Origin of the sequence: Pseudomonas nicosulfuronedens, from assembly GCF_005877905.1 — a bacterium.
Taxonomy (GTDB): domain Bacteria; phylum Pseudomonadota; class Gammaproteobacteria; order Pseudomonadales; family Pseudomonadaceae; genus Pseudomonas; species Pseudomonas nicosulfuronedens.
In genome coordinates this window covers 57,692-74,159 of record NZ_SWDV01000024.1, presented here as the reverse complement: position 1 = coordinate 74,159, position 16,468 = coordinate 57,692, and the positions used below count along the sequence as shown (strand labels likewise).

At 66.4% G+C, this 16,468-nt stretch carries 14 protein-coding genes; 6 read left to right on the top strand and 8 right to left on the bottom strand.

Going from position 1 to position 16,468, the window contains the following annotated elements:
* Positions 1–8: 8 nt before the first annotated feature.
* From map to FAS41_RS18565, 3 genes are all read right to left on the bottom strand, one after another.
* Entirely contained in the window at positions 9–779 is a 771-nt protein-coding gene (map, locus tag FAS41_RS18575; protein ID WP_138524825.1) for a type I methionyl aminopeptidase, read from the bottom strand.
* Positions 776–985 (bottom strand): ParD-like family protein, encoded by a 210-nt coding sequence (locus tag FAS41_RS18570; protein ID WP_054910709.1) that lies wholly within the window; start codon positions 983–985, stop codon positions 776–778. The genes map and FAS41_RS18570 overlap by 4 nt, the downstream gene beginning before the upstream one ends.
* 90 nt (positions 986–1,075) lie before the next feature.
* The gene (locus tag FAS41_RS18565; protein WP_138524823.1) at positions 1,076–1,990 is read right to left on the bottom strand and encodes a LysR family transcriptional regulator; all 915 of its coding nucleotides are present in this window, start codon (positions 1,988–1,990) and stop codon (positions 1,076–1,078) included.
* A gap of 135 nt (positions 1,991–2,125) precedes the next feature.
* On the opposite strand from FAS41_RS18565, the gene FAS41_RS18560 reads away from it, so the two are divergent.
* The 6 genes from FAS41_RS18560 (at position 2,126) to FAS41_RS18535 (ending at position 9,557) form a co-directional block, all read left to right on the top strand.
* Positions 2,126–2,953 (top strand): HTD2 family dehydratase, encoded by an 828-nt coding sequence (locus FAS41_RS18560; protein ID WP_138524821.1) that lies wholly within the window; start codon positions 2,126–2,128, stop codon positions 2,951–2,953.
* A gap of 48 nt (positions 2,954–3,001) precedes the next feature.
* The gene (locus tag FAS41_RS18555) at positions 3,002–4,162 is read left to right on the top strand and encodes an acyl-CoA dehydrogenase family protein (RefSeq protein ID WP_138524819.1); all 1,161 of its coding nucleotides are present in this window, start codon (positions 3,002–3,004) and stop codon (positions 4,160–4,162) included.
* A gap of 19 nt (positions 4,163–4,181) precedes the next feature.
* Entirely contained in the window at positions 4,182–5,531 is a 1,350-nt protein-coding gene (locus tag FAS41_RS18550; protein ID WP_138524817.1) for an MmgE/PrpD family protein, read from the top strand.
* Between the two features lie 91 nt (positions 5,532–5,622).
* The gene (locus tag FAS41_RS18545) at positions 5,623–6,813 is read left to right on the top strand and encodes a CaiB/BaiF CoA transferase family protein (protein WP_138524815.1); all 1,191 of its coding nucleotides are present in this window, start codon (positions 5,623–5,625) and stop codon (positions 6,811–6,813) included.
* Between the two features lie 32 nt (positions 6,814–6,845).
* Positions 6,846–7,661: an HpcH/HpaI aldolase/citrate lyase family protein gene (locus FAS41_RS18540; RefSeq protein WP_138524813.1), complete on the top strand. Its 816-nt coding sequence runs from the start codon at positions 6,846–6,848 to the stop codon at positions 7,659–7,661.
* A 168-nt stretch (positions 7,662–7,829) separates the two neighbouring features.
* Entirely contained in the window at positions 7,830–9,557 is a 1,728-nt protein-coding gene (locus tag FAS41_RS18535; RefSeq protein WP_138524811.1) for a SulP family inorganic anion transporter, read from the top strand.
* Here the strand turns inward: FAS41_RS18535 and FAS41_RS18530 are convergent.
* The 5 genes from FAS41_RS18530 to FAS41_RS18510 form a co-directional block, all read right to left on the bottom strand.
* Positions 9,554–10,600 (bottom strand): DUF2955 domain-containing protein, encoded by a 1,047-nt coding sequence (locus tag FAS41_RS18530; protein ID WP_138524809.1) that lies wholly within the window; start codon positions 10,598–10,600, stop codon positions 9,554–9,556. The genes FAS41_RS18535 and FAS41_RS18530 overlap by 4 nt on opposite strands.
* A complete protein-coding gene (locus FAS41_RS18525; protein WP_425467725.1) occupies positions 10,590–11,639 on the bottom strand; it encodes an HlyD family secretion protein in 1,050 nt (349 codons plus the stop codon). The genes FAS41_RS18530 and FAS41_RS18525 overlap by 11 nt, the downstream gene beginning before the upstream one ends.
* 71 nt (positions 11,640–11,710) lie before the next feature.
* Complete coding sequence (locus FAS41_RS18520) at positions 11,711–13,231, bottom strand: efflux transporter outer membrane subunit (RefSeq protein WP_138524805.1); 1,521 nt, start codon at positions 13,229–13,231, stop codon at positions 11,711–11,713.
* Between the two features lie 13 nt (positions 13,232–13,244).
* The gene (locus tag FAS41_RS18515; RefSeq protein WP_138524803.1) at positions 13,245–14,348 is read right to left on the bottom strand and encodes an AI-2E family transporter; all 1,104 of its coding nucleotides are present in this window, start codon (positions 14,346–14,348) and stop codon (positions 13,245–13,247) included.
* An 11-nt stretch (positions 14,349–14,359) separates the two neighbouring features.
* The gene (locus FAS41_RS18510) at positions 14,360–16,186 is read right to left on the bottom strand and encodes a monovalent cation:proton antiporter-2 (CPA2) family protein (protein ID WP_138524801.1); all 1,827 of its coding nucleotides are present in this window, start codon (positions 16,184–16,186) and stop codon (positions 14,360–14,362) included.
* Between the last annotated feature and the right edge of the window lie 282 nt (positions 16,187–16,468).

Here is a 16,468-nt window from a genome sequence, read left to right as displayed (position 1 = left end):
GCGGCGTATCAATACCTGGCGTTGCGTTCCTCGGGGCGCAGCGTGAGGACCTCGAAGCCCGTGGCGGTCACCGCCACGGTGTGCTCGAACTGCGCGGAGAGCTTGCCGTCGAGGGTGACCACGGTCCATTCGTCCGCCAGGGTTTTCACCCCGGAATGCCCCTGGTTGAGCATGGGCTCGATGGTGAAGGTCATGCCTTCCCTGAGTACCTGGCCGGTGCGCGGGCGACCGAAATGCAGCACCTGGGGCGGCTCATGCATCTCGCGGCCAATGCCGTGGCCGCAGTACTCCTCGACCACGGTGTAGCCGTTCTGCCGGGCGTGCCGCTCGATGGCGTGGCCGACGTCGCCGAGGCGGGCGCCGGGTTTCACCGCGCGAATGCCTTTCCACATCGCCTCGTAGGTGATCTCCACCAGGCGTTTTGCCGCCGGTGAGACCTTGCCGATCAGGTAGGTCTTGCTCGAGTCGGCGATGAAGCCGTTCTTTTCCAGGGTGATATCGAAGTTGACGATGTCGCCATCCTGCAGGCGGTCCGCCTCGGACGGCACGCCATGGCAGACCACCTGGTTGCGCGAGGAATTGAGCACGTAGGCGAAGCCGTACTGGCCCTTGCTGGCAGGGCGTGCCTGCAGCTCATCGACGATGTAGCGCTCGACCCGGTCGTTCACTTCGAGGGTGCTCATGCCTTCCAGCGGCAGGCTGTCGACGAAGCCGAAGACCTTTGCCAGCAGTCGGCCGGACTCGGCCATCAGCGCCAGTTCTGCCGGGGTCTTGATCATTTCGCACCCGCCGTGGCCGGGTACTTCACCCCGGCTTCCTGCAGCTCACGGGTCACGATCTCGTTGAAGCTCAGGGTCGGTTCCAGCTCGCAGAGCATGCCGATCTTGATCCAGAACGCCGCCTGCGCATTGATCGAGCGGCAGGCGACAGAGCTGGCGCGACGCAGTTGGTCGTGCAGTTCGTCGTCCAGGTTGATGATGCCCATGAACGCCAGTCTCCATATGAAGCATAACAAAACATACATCCATCATATGGCTGCAGCGAGCGGAATGCAAAACGGCCTCGCAGCAGGGGCTCAGTCGGACTGGTGTTCCGTGGCACCGTCCTGCAGGCCGCGCAGCAGGTCCACCAGTGCGCGGGCGCAAGCGGGCAGGGCTTCGCGATCGCGCAGCAGCACGCTGCGCTCGCGAACCACCCAGGGCTCGTCCAGCGCCAGTATCTGCAGGTTCATGGTGCGGCTGTGGCGCACGGCGGCCGTTTCCGGGATCACGCCGATGCCGACCCCGGCTTCGACCATCCGGCAGATAGCCTCGAAGCTGGCCACCTGGATGCGCAGGTTGAGGTCGCCGCCCATGCGTTCCACGCGTTCGCGCAGGAAGCTCTGCAGGGTGCTGCCTTCATGCAGGGCAATGTGCGGGTAATCCAGCGTGTCGGCCAGGGTCAGGCGGGGCAGGGTACACAGCGGGTGACCCGGGGCCACGGCCAGTACCAGCCGATCAGTACTGAAGTGGACGACCTGCAGTCCTTCCGCGCGGACTGGACCGGCAACGATACCCAGGTCCGCGGAGCCATCGAGGATGGCGCGAACGATGTCGCGGTTCAGCCGCTCCTGGAGGTCCACGCTGACGCCGGGACGCTCGGCGAGAAAATCGGCAAGCAGCTCCGGAAGAAACTCAGTCACCGCCGTGGTGTTGGCGAAGATGCGAATGTGACCGACCTGATCGCCGGCCTGGCCGCTGAAGTCGCTTTTCAGATGATCCACCTGGCGCAGGATCAGCCGCGCGTGCTGCAGCAGACGTTCCCCGGCGGGAGTCAACTCGACCCCACGGTTGTCGCGGTACAGCAGGCGGCACTCGAGCTGGCCCTCCAGCGCCTTGATCCGTGCGCTGGCGGCAGCGGCGGAAAGATGGGCGCGGCGCGCGCCCTGGGTGAGGCTGGGAGCCTCGGCGATGTGGGTGAAAAGACGCAGGTCGGCGAGATCGAAATGCATGTAACGGGTTCCCGCTAGGCTTGGGGATGAGAGTTGCGTTCGGTACAGCTTAACGCTGGATTATGAAAATGTGGATTCTCCGAACGCAAGCCCTGTTGCATCCTCGGCGTCATCCACTCTGCCAAGAGGTCACCCATGAGCGATTCGCCGTACGCCGACTGGATCGGCCGTTCCCAGGAACGCGAGGAAGAACTGAGTGCCGTGCTGGTCCGCCGTCTGGCCGTGACCCTCGCGGAAGATGCTCCGGCCAAGGGCGATGCGCTGCCGCCGCTGTGGCACTGGATGTTCTTTCAGGATGAGGTGACTGAGCCGGGCCTTGGCGCCGACGGTCATCCGGCACGCGGCGGCTTCCTGCCTCCGGCCGATGGGCGCAACCGCATGTGGGCCGGCGGTCGTCTGACGTTCCACGAACCGCTGCGTGTCGGCGGCGTGGCCAAGCGCACCACCACCATCCTTAACGTCGAGGAAAAGCACGGGCGCACCGGTTCGCTGCTGTTCGTCACCTTGCGTCACGACTTCCGCCAGGACGGCCGCCTGGCCTTCAGCGAAGAGCAGGACATCGTCTACCGCGAGCCGACACCGCCCAAGCTGGGCAGTGGTGAAGCGCTGCCCGCCGGAGATTGGAGTGAAACGGTGGAGCCTTCGCCGATTCTGCTGTTCCGTTACTCCGCGCTGACCTTCAACGGTCACCGCATCCATTACGACTGGCCCTACGTCACCGAAGCCGAAGGCTACCCCGGCCTGGTCGTGCACGGCCCGCTGATCGGCACCCTGAACCTGCGCGCATTCTGCCGCGCAAACCCCGAAGCACGCCTGCGTCGCTACGCCTACCGTGGCCTGCGACCGCTAATCAGCCCCGAACCGTTCGAGGTCGGTGGCCGTTTGAGCGGGCCCGGCAAGGCCGAAGTCTGGGCTGGCAACGGCGCCGGTATTGCCCAGCGCGGCGAAGTGGAATTCGACTGACCGCACCTTTTGAAGGTGCCCCCAACAAGAAAGACATGAGGTGTTTCGATGACGTCCACCCCCGAAGAGCTCCAGGCCATCCGTGAAGGCGTGCGCGCCCTGTGCGCGGAGTTCCCCGCCGAGTACTGGCGCAGGATCGACGAAGAGAAGGGCTTCCCTGAGGACTTTGTCCGCGCCATGACCGAAGCCGGCTGGCTGTCGGCAATGATCCCGGAGGAATACGGCGGCTCGGGCCTGGGCCTGGCCGAGGCCTCGGTGATCCTCGAAGAAGTGAACCGTTGCGGCGGCAACTCCGGCACCATCCACGGGCAGATGTACAACATGTTCACTCTGCTGCGGAACGGCAGCGCCGAGCAGAAGGCCTACTACTTGCCCAAGCTCGCCAGCGGCGAACTGCGCCTGCAGTCCATGGGCGTCACCGAGCCGACCACCGGCACCGACACCACCAAGATCAAGACCACTGCCGTGCGCAAGGGCGACAAGTACGTGGTCAACGGCCAGAAGGTGTGGATCTCGCGCATCCAGCACTCCGACCTGATGATCCTGCTGGCCCGCACCACGCCGCTGGCGGAGGTGAAGAAGAAGTCCGAGGGCATGTCGATCTTCCTCGTCGACCTGCGCGAGGCCGTCGGCAACGGCCTGACCGTTCAGCCCATCGCCAACATGGTCAACCACGAGACCAACGAGCTGTTCTTCGACAATCTGGAAATCCCCGCCGGCAACCTGATCGGCGAGGAAGGCAAGGGCTTCAAGTACATCCTCGACGGCCTCAATGCCGAGCGCACGCTGATTGCCGCCGAGTGTATTGGCGATGGCCGTTGGTTCACCGAGAAATCCGCACAGTACGCCCGCGACCGCGTGGTGTTCGGTCGGCCCATCGGGCAGAACCAGGGTGTGCAGTTCCCCATCGCCGAGGCCCACATCGAAATCGAGGCCGCTGACCTGATGCGTTGGCGCGCCTGCGAGGAATACGACAGCGGCAAGAACGCCGGCGCCGCCGCCAACATGGCCAAGTACCTGGCGGCCAAGGCCAGCTGGGAAGCGGCCAACGCCTGCCTGCAGACCCACGGCGGCTTCGGCTTCGCCAACGAGTACGACGTCGAGCGCAAGTTCCGCGAGACGCGTCTGTACCAGGTGGCGCCGATCTCCACCAACCTGATCCTGTCCTACGTGGCCGAGCACCTGCTCGAACTGCCGCGCTCTTTCTAATCGACCGGGACGACAAGCGATGAACAATACCCACGCCCTCGCCGAGTTCCTTGCCGGTTTGCGCTACGAAGACCTGCCCGCGTCCGTGGTCGAGTACACCGAAGAACTGTTCCTCGACTGGCTCGGCTCGGCCCTGGCCAGCCAGAACCGCCACCCGATCCCGTTGTTCCAGCGCTACGCCCAGCGCATGGGCCCGGCGAGCGGCAAGAGCCGCGTGCTGGTGGACGGCACCTCGACCTCCGCTTACTTCGCTGCGCTGGTCAACGGTGCCAGCTCGCACCTGGTGGAGCAGGACGACCTGCACAACAGCTCCGTGCTGCACCCGGCCACCGTGGTCTTCCCGGCGGCCCTGGCGGCTGCGCAGGAGTTGGGCAAATCCGGCCCCGAGCTGATCCTCGCCAGCGTCGCCGGCTACGAGGCGGGTATCCGCATCGGCGAATTCCTCGGCCGCTCGCACTACCGCATCTTCCATACCACGGCCACGGTCGGCACCCTGGCTGCCGCAGTGGCCGTGGGCAAGCTGCTGGAGCTGGACAGTCGACAGTTCGTCAACTGCCTCGGCAGCGCCGGCACCCAGGCCGCCGGGCTCTGGGAATTCCTGCGGGACGCTGCCGACTCCAAGCAGCTGCACACTGCCAAAGCCGCGGCTGACGGCCTGCTCGCCGCCTACCTGACGGCCGATGGGCTGACCGGCGCGCAGAACATCCTCGAAGGCGAGCAGGGCATGGCCGCCGGCATGTCCAGCGACGTCGATCCGAGTCGACTGGTGGACGGGCTGGGCACCCGCTGGGCGCTCTGCGAGACCTCCTACAAGTTCCACGCCTCCTGCCGCCATACCCATCCCGCCGCTGATGCGCTGCTGGGCCTGATGCAGCGCGAAGGGCTCAGGCATGGCGACATCGCCCAGGTCACTACCCGCGTTCACCAGGGTGCCATCGATGTGCTCGGCCGCGTGGTGGTGCCACAGACGGTGCACCAGGCGAAGTTCTCCATGGGCACCGTGCTGGGCCTGATCGCCGTGCATGGCAAGGCCGGGCTGGTGGAGTTCGAGGAGTTCTCCCTGAGCGACGCCGAGGTCTCGGCCTTCCGCGACAAGGTCAGCATGCAGCTCGATGCGGAAGTGGACGGCGCTTACCCGCGGCGCTGGCTCGGCCGCGTCGACGTACTCACCACCGACGGCCGTCAGCTGCACGGTGCCATCGACGAGCCCAAGGGCGATCCGGGCAACGGCCTGAGCCGCGCAGAGCTGGAGGACAAGTTCCGTCGCCTGCTGGCCTTCGCCGGCCAGCGCAGCGAGGCTGAAGCGGACCGCCTGGTGCAAGCCAGCTGGCGGCTGCACCAACTGTCGAACCTCGACGACTTCCACTGAAAGACTCGCGGGCGGCCTGGCCGCCCGATCCCACCGCCCGGTATTTCTGAAGAATTCGCGTCGGCCAGTCGACCGGCGTCTGGAGTTGCCCATGAGTTCGCGTCCCCTCGACGGCATCACCGTCATCAGCCTGGAACACGCTATCGCCGCGCCGTTCTGCACCCGCCAACTGGCCGACCTCGGCGCCCGCGTGATCAAGATCGAGCGCCCCGGCGTCGGCGATTTCGCCCGTGGCTATGACGAGCGCGTGCGCGGCCTGGCTTCGCACTTCGTCTGGACCAACCGTTCCAAGGAAAGCCTGTCCCTGGACCTCAAGCAGGAGCCGGCGCAGACCGTGCTGGAGCAACTGCTGGAAACCGCCGACGTACTGGTACAGAACCTCGCGCCGGGCGCCGCTGCACGCCTGGGCCTGTCGTTCGAAGCGCTGCACAAGCGCTTCCCGCGGCTGATCGTCTGCGACATCTCCGGCTACGGTGAAGGTGGCCCCTATGAGCAGAAGAAAGCCTACGACCTGCTGATCCAGAGCGAGAGCGGTTTCCTCTCGGTCACCGGCGGGCCGGGCGCCGACGAGATGGCCAAGGCCGGTTGCTCCATCGCCGACATTTCCGCCGGGATGTACGCCTACAGCGGCATCCTCTCTGCGCTGCTGCTGCGCGGGCGCACGGGGGAGGGCAGTCGTGTCGAGGTGTCGATGCTCGAAGGCATGGCCGAGTGGATGGGCTTCCCCATGTACTACGCGTTCGAAGGTCAGTCGCAGCCGCCTCGTGCCGGCGCCGCCCACGCCACCATCTACCCCTACGGGCCGTTCCCCACCGGCGATGGCGGCAGCGTCATGCTCGGCGTGCAGAACGAGCGCGAATGGAAGCTGTTCTGCGAGATCGTCCTGCAGCGTCCGGAGCTGGCGACCGATCCGCGCTTTACTGCGACCAGCCTGCGCGTGGTCAACCGTGATGCCTTGCGCATGCTGATCGTCGAAGCCTTCGCCAGCCTCGGCGCCGAGCAGGTGGTCGAGCGCCTGGAACAGGCTCAGATCGCCAACGCCCACGTCAACGACATGCGCGGCCTGTGGCAACACCCGCAACTGGCCGCTCGCGACCGCTGGCGTGAGATCGACAGCCCGGCCGGTCGCCTGCCGGCGCTTTTGCCGCCGGTGAACAGCAATGCCTACGCAGCTCGCATGGACGCTGTGCCGGCTTTAGGTCAGCAGACGGATGACCTGCTGCGGGAACTGGGTTATACCCCCGGTGATATCCAGCGCCTGCACGAGCAGGGCGCGGTATGACCCAGGAGAACCCCGTGAGTCAGGAAATTCCCATGGATGCAGTCGCACGAACCGCGCTGTTCGTTCCCGGCAGTCGCCCGGAGCGTTTTGCCAAGGCCCTGGCCAGCGGCGCCGATGCGGTGATCGTCGACTTCGAGGACGCCGTCGAGGCGACGCTCAAGGCTCAGGCGCGCGACAACCTGGAGGCCTTTCTCGGCGCGAACCCGGATGCCCGCGTGCGGGTACGGGTGAATGCCGCTGGCGATCCGGAGCAGGCGGCCGATCTTGAGCTGTGCCGGCGTTTGCCGGGCGTTATCGGCATCCTGTTGCCCAAGGCCGAGCGCGCGATGCAGGTGCGCATTGCCGCGTCCTGCGGCAAGCCGGTCTGGCCGCTGATCGAGAGCGCCCGTGGCCTGCTCGCGCTGGGCGAAATCGCCGCTTGCGAAGGCGTAGAACGCCTGACTTTCGGCGGCCTCGACCTGGCGCTGGACATCGGCATGAGCAGCGGCACCCCGGCCGCCGCAGTGGTCTACGACCAGGTACGGCTAAGCCTGTTGCTGCATTCGCGGGTGAACGATCTGCAGCCGCCGCTGGATACCGTCTTCCCGGCGTTCGATGACGCCGAAGGCTTCGCCGCGACCATTCGCCATGGCCGCGATCTCGGTCTGCTTGGCGCGCTGTGCATTCATCCCAAACAGGTGGGCGTTGCTCACGCGGCGTTGGCCCCCAGTGCGGATGAACTGGACTGGGCTCGCCGTGTGGTAGCGGCGGCGGAAGGTGGTGCGGCGGCCTTCCAGGTGGACGGGCAGATGGTCGACGCTCCGGTGCTGGGTCGTGCCCGGCGCCTGCTGGCCAGCGCGGGCGACTGATCGGTAAGTGCCGTCCGGGCCAGGCTTTTGCGAAGCCGGGCGGCGGCGCAGAACCGCGTTCTTGACCGGGAGCACCGCCAACCGGCGGATTGCTGATCTACGCTAGGGAACGGAAAGGCTCCCTTCGCGCGGGGCTTTCACAGCCATCGCCCGGAGCCGTTCACCCTCATGCCCGATACTTCGCCGCGGAAACCGTCCGGCTTCGACTGGCAGCGCTGGCTGCCGGGTCTCGTCACCCTGCGCAATTACCAGGCGAGATGGCTGCCGAAGGACCTCGCCGCCGGCCTGGTGCTGACCACCATGCTGGTACCGGTGGGTATCGCCTATGCCGAAGCGTCCGGCGTGCCGGGCATCTACGGCCTGTATGCGACCATCATTCCGCTGCTGGCGTATGCGCTGTTCGGCCCGAGCCGCATTCTCGTACTCGGGCCGGACTCGGCGCTGGCCGCGCCGATTCTCGCGGTGGTGCTGGTGCAGGCGGCTAACGATCCGCAACGGGCCATCGCCATCGCCAGCCTGATGGCACTGGTCTCCGGTGCGGTGTGCATGATCGCCGGCCTGCTGCGCCTGGGCTTCATCACCGAGCTGCTGTCCAAGCCGATCCGTTACGGCTACATGAACGGCATCGCGTTCACGGTCTTGATCAGCCAGTTACCGAAGCTGTTCGACCTGTCCGTCGATAGCCGGGGGCCCTTGCAGGATCTCTGGTCACTGGGCCAGTCGCTGCTGGCTGGGCACGCCAACTGGCCAAGCTTCGCGGTGGGGGCGGGTTGCCTGGCGCTGATTCTGCTGCTCAAGCCGTACAAGCGCATTCCGGGCATTCTCATTGCGGTGGTCCTGGCGACGCTGGCGGTCAGCCTGTTCGACCTCGGCAGTCATGGTGTGAAGGTGCTGGGCCAGCTGCCGCAGGGACTGCCGTCGTTCACCGTCCCGTGGGTGAGCGATATCAATCTGGTGGACGTTGTTCTGGGCGGCGTTGCGGTTGCGCTGGTGTCTTTTGCCGATACCAGCGTGCTGTCGCGGACCTACGCGGCACGCCTGAAAACCACGGTGAACCCCAACCAGGAAATGTTCGGCCTGGGCGTGGCGAACGTCGCATCCGGGTTGTTCCAGGGCATTCCCATCAGCAGCAGTTCCTCGCGCACCCCGGTGGCCGAGGCGGCCGGTTCGAAGACCCAGCTGACCGGCATCATCGGCGCGCTGGTGGTGACCTTGCTGCTGCTGGTGGCCCCCAACCTGATGCAGCACTTGCCCAATAGTGCGCTGGCCGCCGTGGTAATCGCCGCGGCGCTGGGCTTGTTCGAGATCACCGGCCTGAAACGTATCTTCCGCCTGCAACAGTGGGAGTTCTGGTTGTCCATGGGCTGTTTCGCTGGCGTGGCGGTGTTCGGCGCCATTCCGGGCATCTGTATTGCCGTGGTGATCTCGGTGATCGAGTTTCTCTGGGACGGCTGGCGGCCGCACCACGCGGTGCTCGGACGGGTCGATGGAGTCCGTGGCTATCACGACGTAACGCGTTACCCGAATGCCCGGCGCATCCCCGGACTGGTCATGCTGCGTTGGGACGCGCCGCTGTTCTTCGCCAACGCCGAGCAGTTCCAGAACCAGGTACTGGCTGCGCTGGACGAGTCACCGACGCCGGTGCAGCGACTGGTGATTGCCGCGAGCCCGGTGACCAGCATCGACGTGACTTCCGCCGACATGCTCGCCGAGCTGGACAAGCAGCTGGAGCAGCGCGGCGTCGAACTGCAGTTCGCCGAGATGAAAGACCCGGTGAAGGACAAGATGAAGCAGTTCGAGCTGTTCGAGGGCTTGGGCGAGTCGGCCTTCCACCCGACGCTGGGCGCCGCCGTGGATGCCTACCTGGCTGACTCCGGGGTGGACTGGAAGCCCTAGGTCGTCTGGGCTTTCGAGCGGCGGCCATCGATCCAGATGAGCATACCGCTGGCGTACAGCGATACCGCGAGGAACAGTGCCATGCGGATGGCGAAGGCGCGGTAGACGTCCTGGCCACCGGCGCTATCCGCCACCGACTGGCCGAGCAGGATCAGCATGGTAGTCAGGCAACTGACCCAGTATGCCGGGCTCTTGCGCGTGGCCACTGCGGCATAGAGACGACGCCCTTGCCAGAGGGTGAAGAGCAGCACCCAGAGGAAGAACATCCACAAGTGCACGAACAGGCTCAGGGCGCTCCAGACCAGGATCGCCAGCACGCCGGCCAGCAGGGTGGAACCGATCAGTTCGCGACTGGCGTGGCGCGCGCGGGTTTCCCCGGCCTGCTGGCCGAGGCTCACGGACTTCATGATCAGCGGCATGAAGCGGTCCGGCGCGATGACCGCCAGCAGGAAGGCCGGCATCACGATCAGCGTGGCGCGCAGAGCGATCCAGCCGACATCCTGTTCACTCGGGAAGGGTGGTGCAGGGGGTGAGGGCGCGTTGGCCGGCTCCGGGAACAGGGCATGGGCCACCGCGGTGCTCAACACAGCCAGCAACATGCCCTTGGCCAGCGCTTCGACCACCGACAAAGCCAGGGTGAAATCACTGGTGCCGGCGGCGGCGATCATGGTCAGGCCGATCACCAACAGGTTCGCCAGCAGGCCATTGCCGCCACGCAGCGCATAGCGGAACACGCAGTACAGACCGACTCCCACCAGCAGCACGCCGCTAAGGGGCGCGTGGCGCAATAGCGGGATCAGCAGCAGGCCGATGCCGCAGCTGAGCATCACCAGTAGTGCCAGGGCCGGAGCCGCCTTGAGCGGCAGGGCCTGGGTGCGCATCGCCAGCAGAAGCACGGCAAGCACCGGGGCGAGAAAGGGAATCGGCATGCCTATGCCGTAGCTGACAGCCAGGCACAACGCCGTACCCCAGGCCAGTCGCAACGCGCGCCTGCGGCGCAGCTGCATAGGATTCAGTTCAGTAGGCCCCGGCTCAGTAGGCATAGCTCAGCCAGCTCATCAGCCACATGAACGTGCGGCCGAGCAGGTTCAGCGGGTTGCCTTCGCTGGGCAGCGCCATGACTTCGGCCTGGCCGCCCACCCGCAGGCCGGCGGGGCTTTTCAGCTGGTCGCGATCCAGTTCGACGATCACCGGGAAGCGCTGCGCCGAGCGCAGCCATTCGCGGCTGTTCTGCACCGTTGGCAAAGAGCCCGGCGGTGTGCCCTGGCCGACGCTGACCCCATAACCGATGCTGCGGATTCGTCCCTTGAGCAACTCGCCGGGCAGCGCATCGAGCACTACCAGCACTGGCGTGCCGTTGCGCAGGTGGCCGAGATTGTTCTCGGTCATGTCGGCGCTGATCCACAGGTCGTGGATGGCGATCAGCGTCATCACCGGGCTGCCGGGGCCGACGTAATGGCCGACGTCAGTGCGCAGGTCGGTGATCAGCCCGTCCGAGTCGGCGCGCACCGTGGTGCGGGCGAGATCAAGGCGGGCCTTGGCGACGTTGGCCGTGGCGCTGCGCAGCTGGGCGTTGTCTTCGTCATGACCGCCTTGCTGCTCACGGGCACGCTCGACTTCGGCTCGGGCCGCCGCTACCTGACTGGCCGCCTGCTCGCGGGTCGCCTGCGCGGACTCCAGCCGCCGCACGGAAACCGTGCCGGGGTCCTCCTGATAGAGCCGTTGCAGGCGCTCGGCATCCTGCCGGGTCTTGCGTTCGTTGGCCTGGGCGGCGGCCAGCGAGGCCAGGGCGGAGTCGATGCCTGCGGTGCTCGCGCCGATCTGCCGGCGCACCGTCTCCAGATCCGCCTCGGCGCGCTGCAGGGCGATGCGGTACTGCTCCTGGTCCAGCTCGAAGAGCACTTCGCCCTTGCGCACTTCCTGGTTGTTGCCCACGGCCACGCGCTTCACCGGGCCGGCCACCTCGGCGCTCACCGGGACCACATAGGCCTGCAGTCGCGCTTGCTGGGTGTAGGGCGTGAAACGGTCGGCGAGCAGGTACCAGACCAGGCTGACGACGATCAGCAGCAACACCAGACGCATGCCGCGATCCGGCGCAGACTTGCCGGGAATCGGGGGCGCGGGCGGTGCCGGTGGTGTAGCGGGGGTGTCGCTCATTTCGGGCTTCCTTGGTCCTTGGCGGCTGGGGCGGGCTCATCGAGCAGCTCGCCCCAGTCGGTGCGTTGCTGCATCTGTTGCCGGGTGGCGGAATCGATGGGCGCGCGCTGGCTGTCCCAGCCGCCGCCGAGCGCCTTGTACAGCGCCACCAGGCTGCTGACCGCATTGCCGCGGCTGACCAGGTAGCCGTCCTGTTGCTGCAACAACAGTTGCTGGGCATCGAGCACGCGCTGGAAGTCGGCGAAACCTTCGCGGTACTGCGAGCTGGCGAGGCTCAGCGAGCGTTGCGCCGCCTGCGAGGCCTGTTCACGGATGCCGGCGCTCTGCAGCGAGCGCACCAGTCCGCTGGCGGCGTCGTCGGCTTCGCGCGCCGCGTTGCGCACGTCCTGCTGATACAACTCGATCAGTTGTTGCAGGCGCGCATCTTCCACACGCACGGCGTTCTTGCGCCGGCCGTAATCGAAAGGGTTCCAGATCAGGCTCGGGCCGGCGGCGAGGTTGAAGCTGTCGGGCAGGTTATTGGCCGAGACGAAACTCCAGCCGAGGCTGCCGATCAGGCTCAGCGACGGGTACAGGTCCGCCTCGGCGACGCCCACCAGCGCCGACTGTGCTGCGACAGCCTGTTCCGCCGCGCGGATGTCCGGGCGGCGCTGCAGCAGGCTGGCGGGTACGTCCTGAAGGATCGCGCCGTTGGGCATCGGCAACTGGCCGTGGCGTGCGAGCAGCTCCGGCATCTCTCCCGGCGGGCGGCCGAGGAGGGCGCAGAGGATGTTGCGCAGGGCGTTCACCTGGTTGTCGAATTCCGGGATCGTTGCCTGGGTCGCCAGGTACTGGGTGCGCGCCTGCTGCCAGTCCAGTTCGTCGTTCTCGCCGTGGCGGAACAGACGCTCGGTGATTTCCAGGCTGCGCTCCTGGCGCCTGGCGTTCTCGCGGGCGATGTCCAGGCGCGCCTCGGCGGTGCGCAGGCCGAAGTAGGTGTCGGCTACCTGCGCGCGCAGCAGCACCATGGCGTCGGCATAGTTGGCCTGGGAAGCGAAATACACCGCGTCGGCTGACTCGATGGCGCGGCTGAAGCGGCCCCAGAAGTCGATCTCCCAGCCGATATCGAAGCCGACGCTGGATTGCCAGAATACCGAGTCCCGCGCGCCGGGCGCGCCGTGCTGGTTCTGCTTGAGGTAGAGACTGTCGGCGCTGATCTGCTGCAACTGCGGATAGCGCCCGGTCTCGGCGATGGCCAGTTGCGCGCGGGCCTCGGCGATGCGCAGACCGGCCACGCGCAGACTGGTGTTATGCGCGTCGGCCTCGGCGATCAGGGTGTCCAGGGTCGGGTCAGCGAACACCGTCCACCAGCGGCTGAAATCCGGCGCAGCCGCCCGGTGGCCGGCCTGGTCCAGCAGTGGCGTGCTCCAGTCGTTCAGCCAGGGCTGCACCGGCTTCTGGTAGTCCGGACCGACCTGGGTGCAGCCGCCCAGCAAGGCGACGAGGAACAGGGTGCGGGGTCTGGCGCGCGCTGGCATGGCGTTCTCGCGATCATTCGGCCGGAGTGGCGGGCTTGTCCAGTTTCGGCACCTGCTGGTCGACCCATTGCCAGAACAGCTTGTAGGTCACGGCGAGGATCACCGGGCCGATGAACAGGCCGATGATGCCCTTGACCACCATGCCGCCGAGGGCGCCGATCAGCACCACCGGCATTGGCACGTCGACACCGCGGCCGAGCAGCAGCGGCTTGAGCACGTTGTCGGCGAGGCCGGCGACGAAGATATAGATGGCGAAGATGATGGTGGTGCCCGTGAAGCCTTCGGTGCTCAGCACGTAGATGATTACCGGCAGAGTGACAAGACTCGCCGGTGCCTGGGCAATGCCCAGCACCAATACGATCAGCGCCAGGATGCCCGCCCCCGGCACGCCCTTGATCACGAAACCGATGCCGATCAGCAGCATCTGGATGAAGGCGATGCCGATCACGCCCAGGGCGACCGCACGGATGGTGGCAGTGCACAGCGCGGAAATGTGCAGACCGCGTTCCGCGCCGGAAATCCGCATGGCGATGCGCTGCGCGGCAATGGTGCCCATCTCGCCGAAGGCCATGATGATGCCGGAGATGATGATCGCCCCGATGAACAGCAGGAAGGCGCCGCCTGCGCTGGCGGCCGCGCCCAGCAACATGCGCCCGGCGTCCTTGATGTTGGGCATGAGGCTGCGCAGTACATCGCTCAAGCTGTTGGAGGCGGCCAGCCAGAAGTCATAGACGCGCGGGCCGATCAACGGCCATTCGGCCACCGATGGCGAAGGCGCTGGCACGCTCAAGGTGCCGCTCTTGAGGATGGAGCCGAGGCTGTCGACGGAGTCGGCGATGGATGTCGCCATCAGGTAGATCGGCGCTATCAGGACCAGCAGCACGAACAACACGATCAGCGTCGCCGCGTGGCCATCCTTCAGCCCGGTGCGCGCCTTCACCCAGCGCAGTACCGGATAGAGGGTGACCGCGAGGATCACTGACCAGAGCATCAGCTCGAGGAACGGCTGAAATACCTCGAAGGAGAAGATCACCAGGGCGGCGACCAGCCCGGCCTTGATGAGAATGTCGAGCATGCCCTGGGAGAGGGCACCATCGAGCTTGAATCCTGGTTGCATGGTTTTTCTCCTCAGGCGGGGCGGTCATTGCGCTGTTCAGCGCCGGGGTGGGGGTACTCTGGATGCTGTGCGGCGGGCGGCGTGGCGCCGGCAAGGCCGCTGCCATCGTCGTCGAAGCAGCCACCCGGTTCGTCATCGCGTCCCTGGCGGTGCAGTTCCAGCAGTGACTGCACTTCCTGCGCCTGGTAGCGGCGCACCCAGGTCGCGGCCTGTTCCTCGCTTACACCCAGTTCGATGAAGGCGCGCCGGCCCATTTCCAGGCTGGAATAGAAGGTTTCGCGCACCGGGTTGGCGCCCCGGTCGAGCAATTGCAGGACCTGCTGGCGGTTGAGCGCGCGGGCGATCACTCGGGTCCTGGGGTAGAGGCGGGAGAGGGCGTCCACGGTGTTCAGGTTGATCTGCGGATCGTCGGTGGCGACGATCACCAGCTCCGCCTCGCCGACCTTGGCGGCGTGGAGGATTTCCGGGCGCGTCGGGTCGCCGTAGTAAACCGGCACCTGGCCATCCTTGCCTTGGCGATCGATCGCGGCCATCGAGGTATCCAGTGCCACCACCGGCACGCCCTGGGCCTGCAGCAGGTTCGCAACCACCCGGCCCATGCGTCCCATGCCAGCTATCACCACGCGCGGCTCATCGCTCACTTCCGGCGGCCCATCCGGCACTGCAGCGGCGGGCACGTCACCGCGTATCTGTCGGGCCAGCGCCATCATCACCAACGGGACCACCGCCATCGACAGGGTGATGACCAGCACCAGTACATCGTGTACCCACTGCTCCAGGAGTTGGTGATCCAGGGCGAGCTTGAACACCACGAAGGCGAATTCGCCGCCGGACGCCAGCACCACGCCCAGGCAGATTGCCTCGGAGCGTGCCAACCCACCCGTGAAGCGCCCCAGGCCGAACAGCAGCGGCAGCTTGATGCCCACCAGCAGCACCGTCAGGCCCATTACCAGCAACGGTGTATCGAGCAGCAGGCTGAGGTCGGCTGTCATGCCCACGCCAACGAAGAACAAGCCAAGCAACAAGCCCTTGAGCGGCTCGATCTGGGATTCCAGCTCGTGGCGGAACTGCGACTCGGCCATCAGCATGCCAGCGAGGAAGGCGCCCAGCGCCATGGAGACACCGACGTGTTCCATGATCCAGGCGGTGCCCAGTACGACCAGTAGGGCGGTGGCGGTGGAGAGTTCACGCAACCCCGAGCCGACCGCCCAGGTAAACACCGGGCGCAGCAGGTAACGGCCGCCGATGATCACGATGCCGATACCCACGGCGACCGTCAGCAGTGGGCGCACGCCCTCGTCGGACGGATCGCCGCTGCCTGCCAGCAACGGCACCACGGCAATTAGCGGAATGGCCGCGATGTCCTGGAACAGAAGAATGCCCACGGCCAGCCGGCCATGGGGCTTGCCCAACTCCTTGCGCTCGGCGAGCACCTGCAGGCCGAAGGCAGTGGAGGAGAGCGCTAGGCCCACGCCCAGCACGACGGCAGCGGCAGGCGACTGGCCGAACAGCAGGAAGGCGATCAGCCCGAGCACCAGAGCGGTCAGGCCCACTTGCAGCGATCCCACGCCGAACAGCGAGCGGCGCATCATCCACAGACGACGCGGGGAGAGCTCCAGGCCGATGATGAACAGCAACATCACCACGCCCATCTCAGAAAGGCGGCCGACGTTCTCCGGATGGCTGACCAGGCCCAGCACGGACGGGCCGATCAGGATGCCGGCCAGCAGGTAGCCTGGCACTGCGCCCAGCTTCAGGCGTTGCGCCAGGGGGACGAGTACGACCACCGTCAGCAGGAAAATTACCGTCGCCTGCAGCAGGCTCCCGTCATGTGGCATACATCAGCCCTCTTGTGATTCCTTGCGGGCCGCCTGGCCCTGTCGATACTGCCCGGCGGGCGTTTGACCCGCCGGCTGCTTCCCGGCCGCCACGTCGCCCCGCTCCCTGGGCTACTCCAGGGAAAGAGAGCAGGGGGCTTGTCTCTGCTACTGCGCCGTTCGGGCACTCGCTCGCACAGACCTCTCATTGCGGAGGGCTGCACAGGTGCTGATCGAAGTGAAATGAGTATGGGTGATCCGCAGCTTTTTGCCGGCCGGCGAGCTTAAGTCGCTATTGCCTGT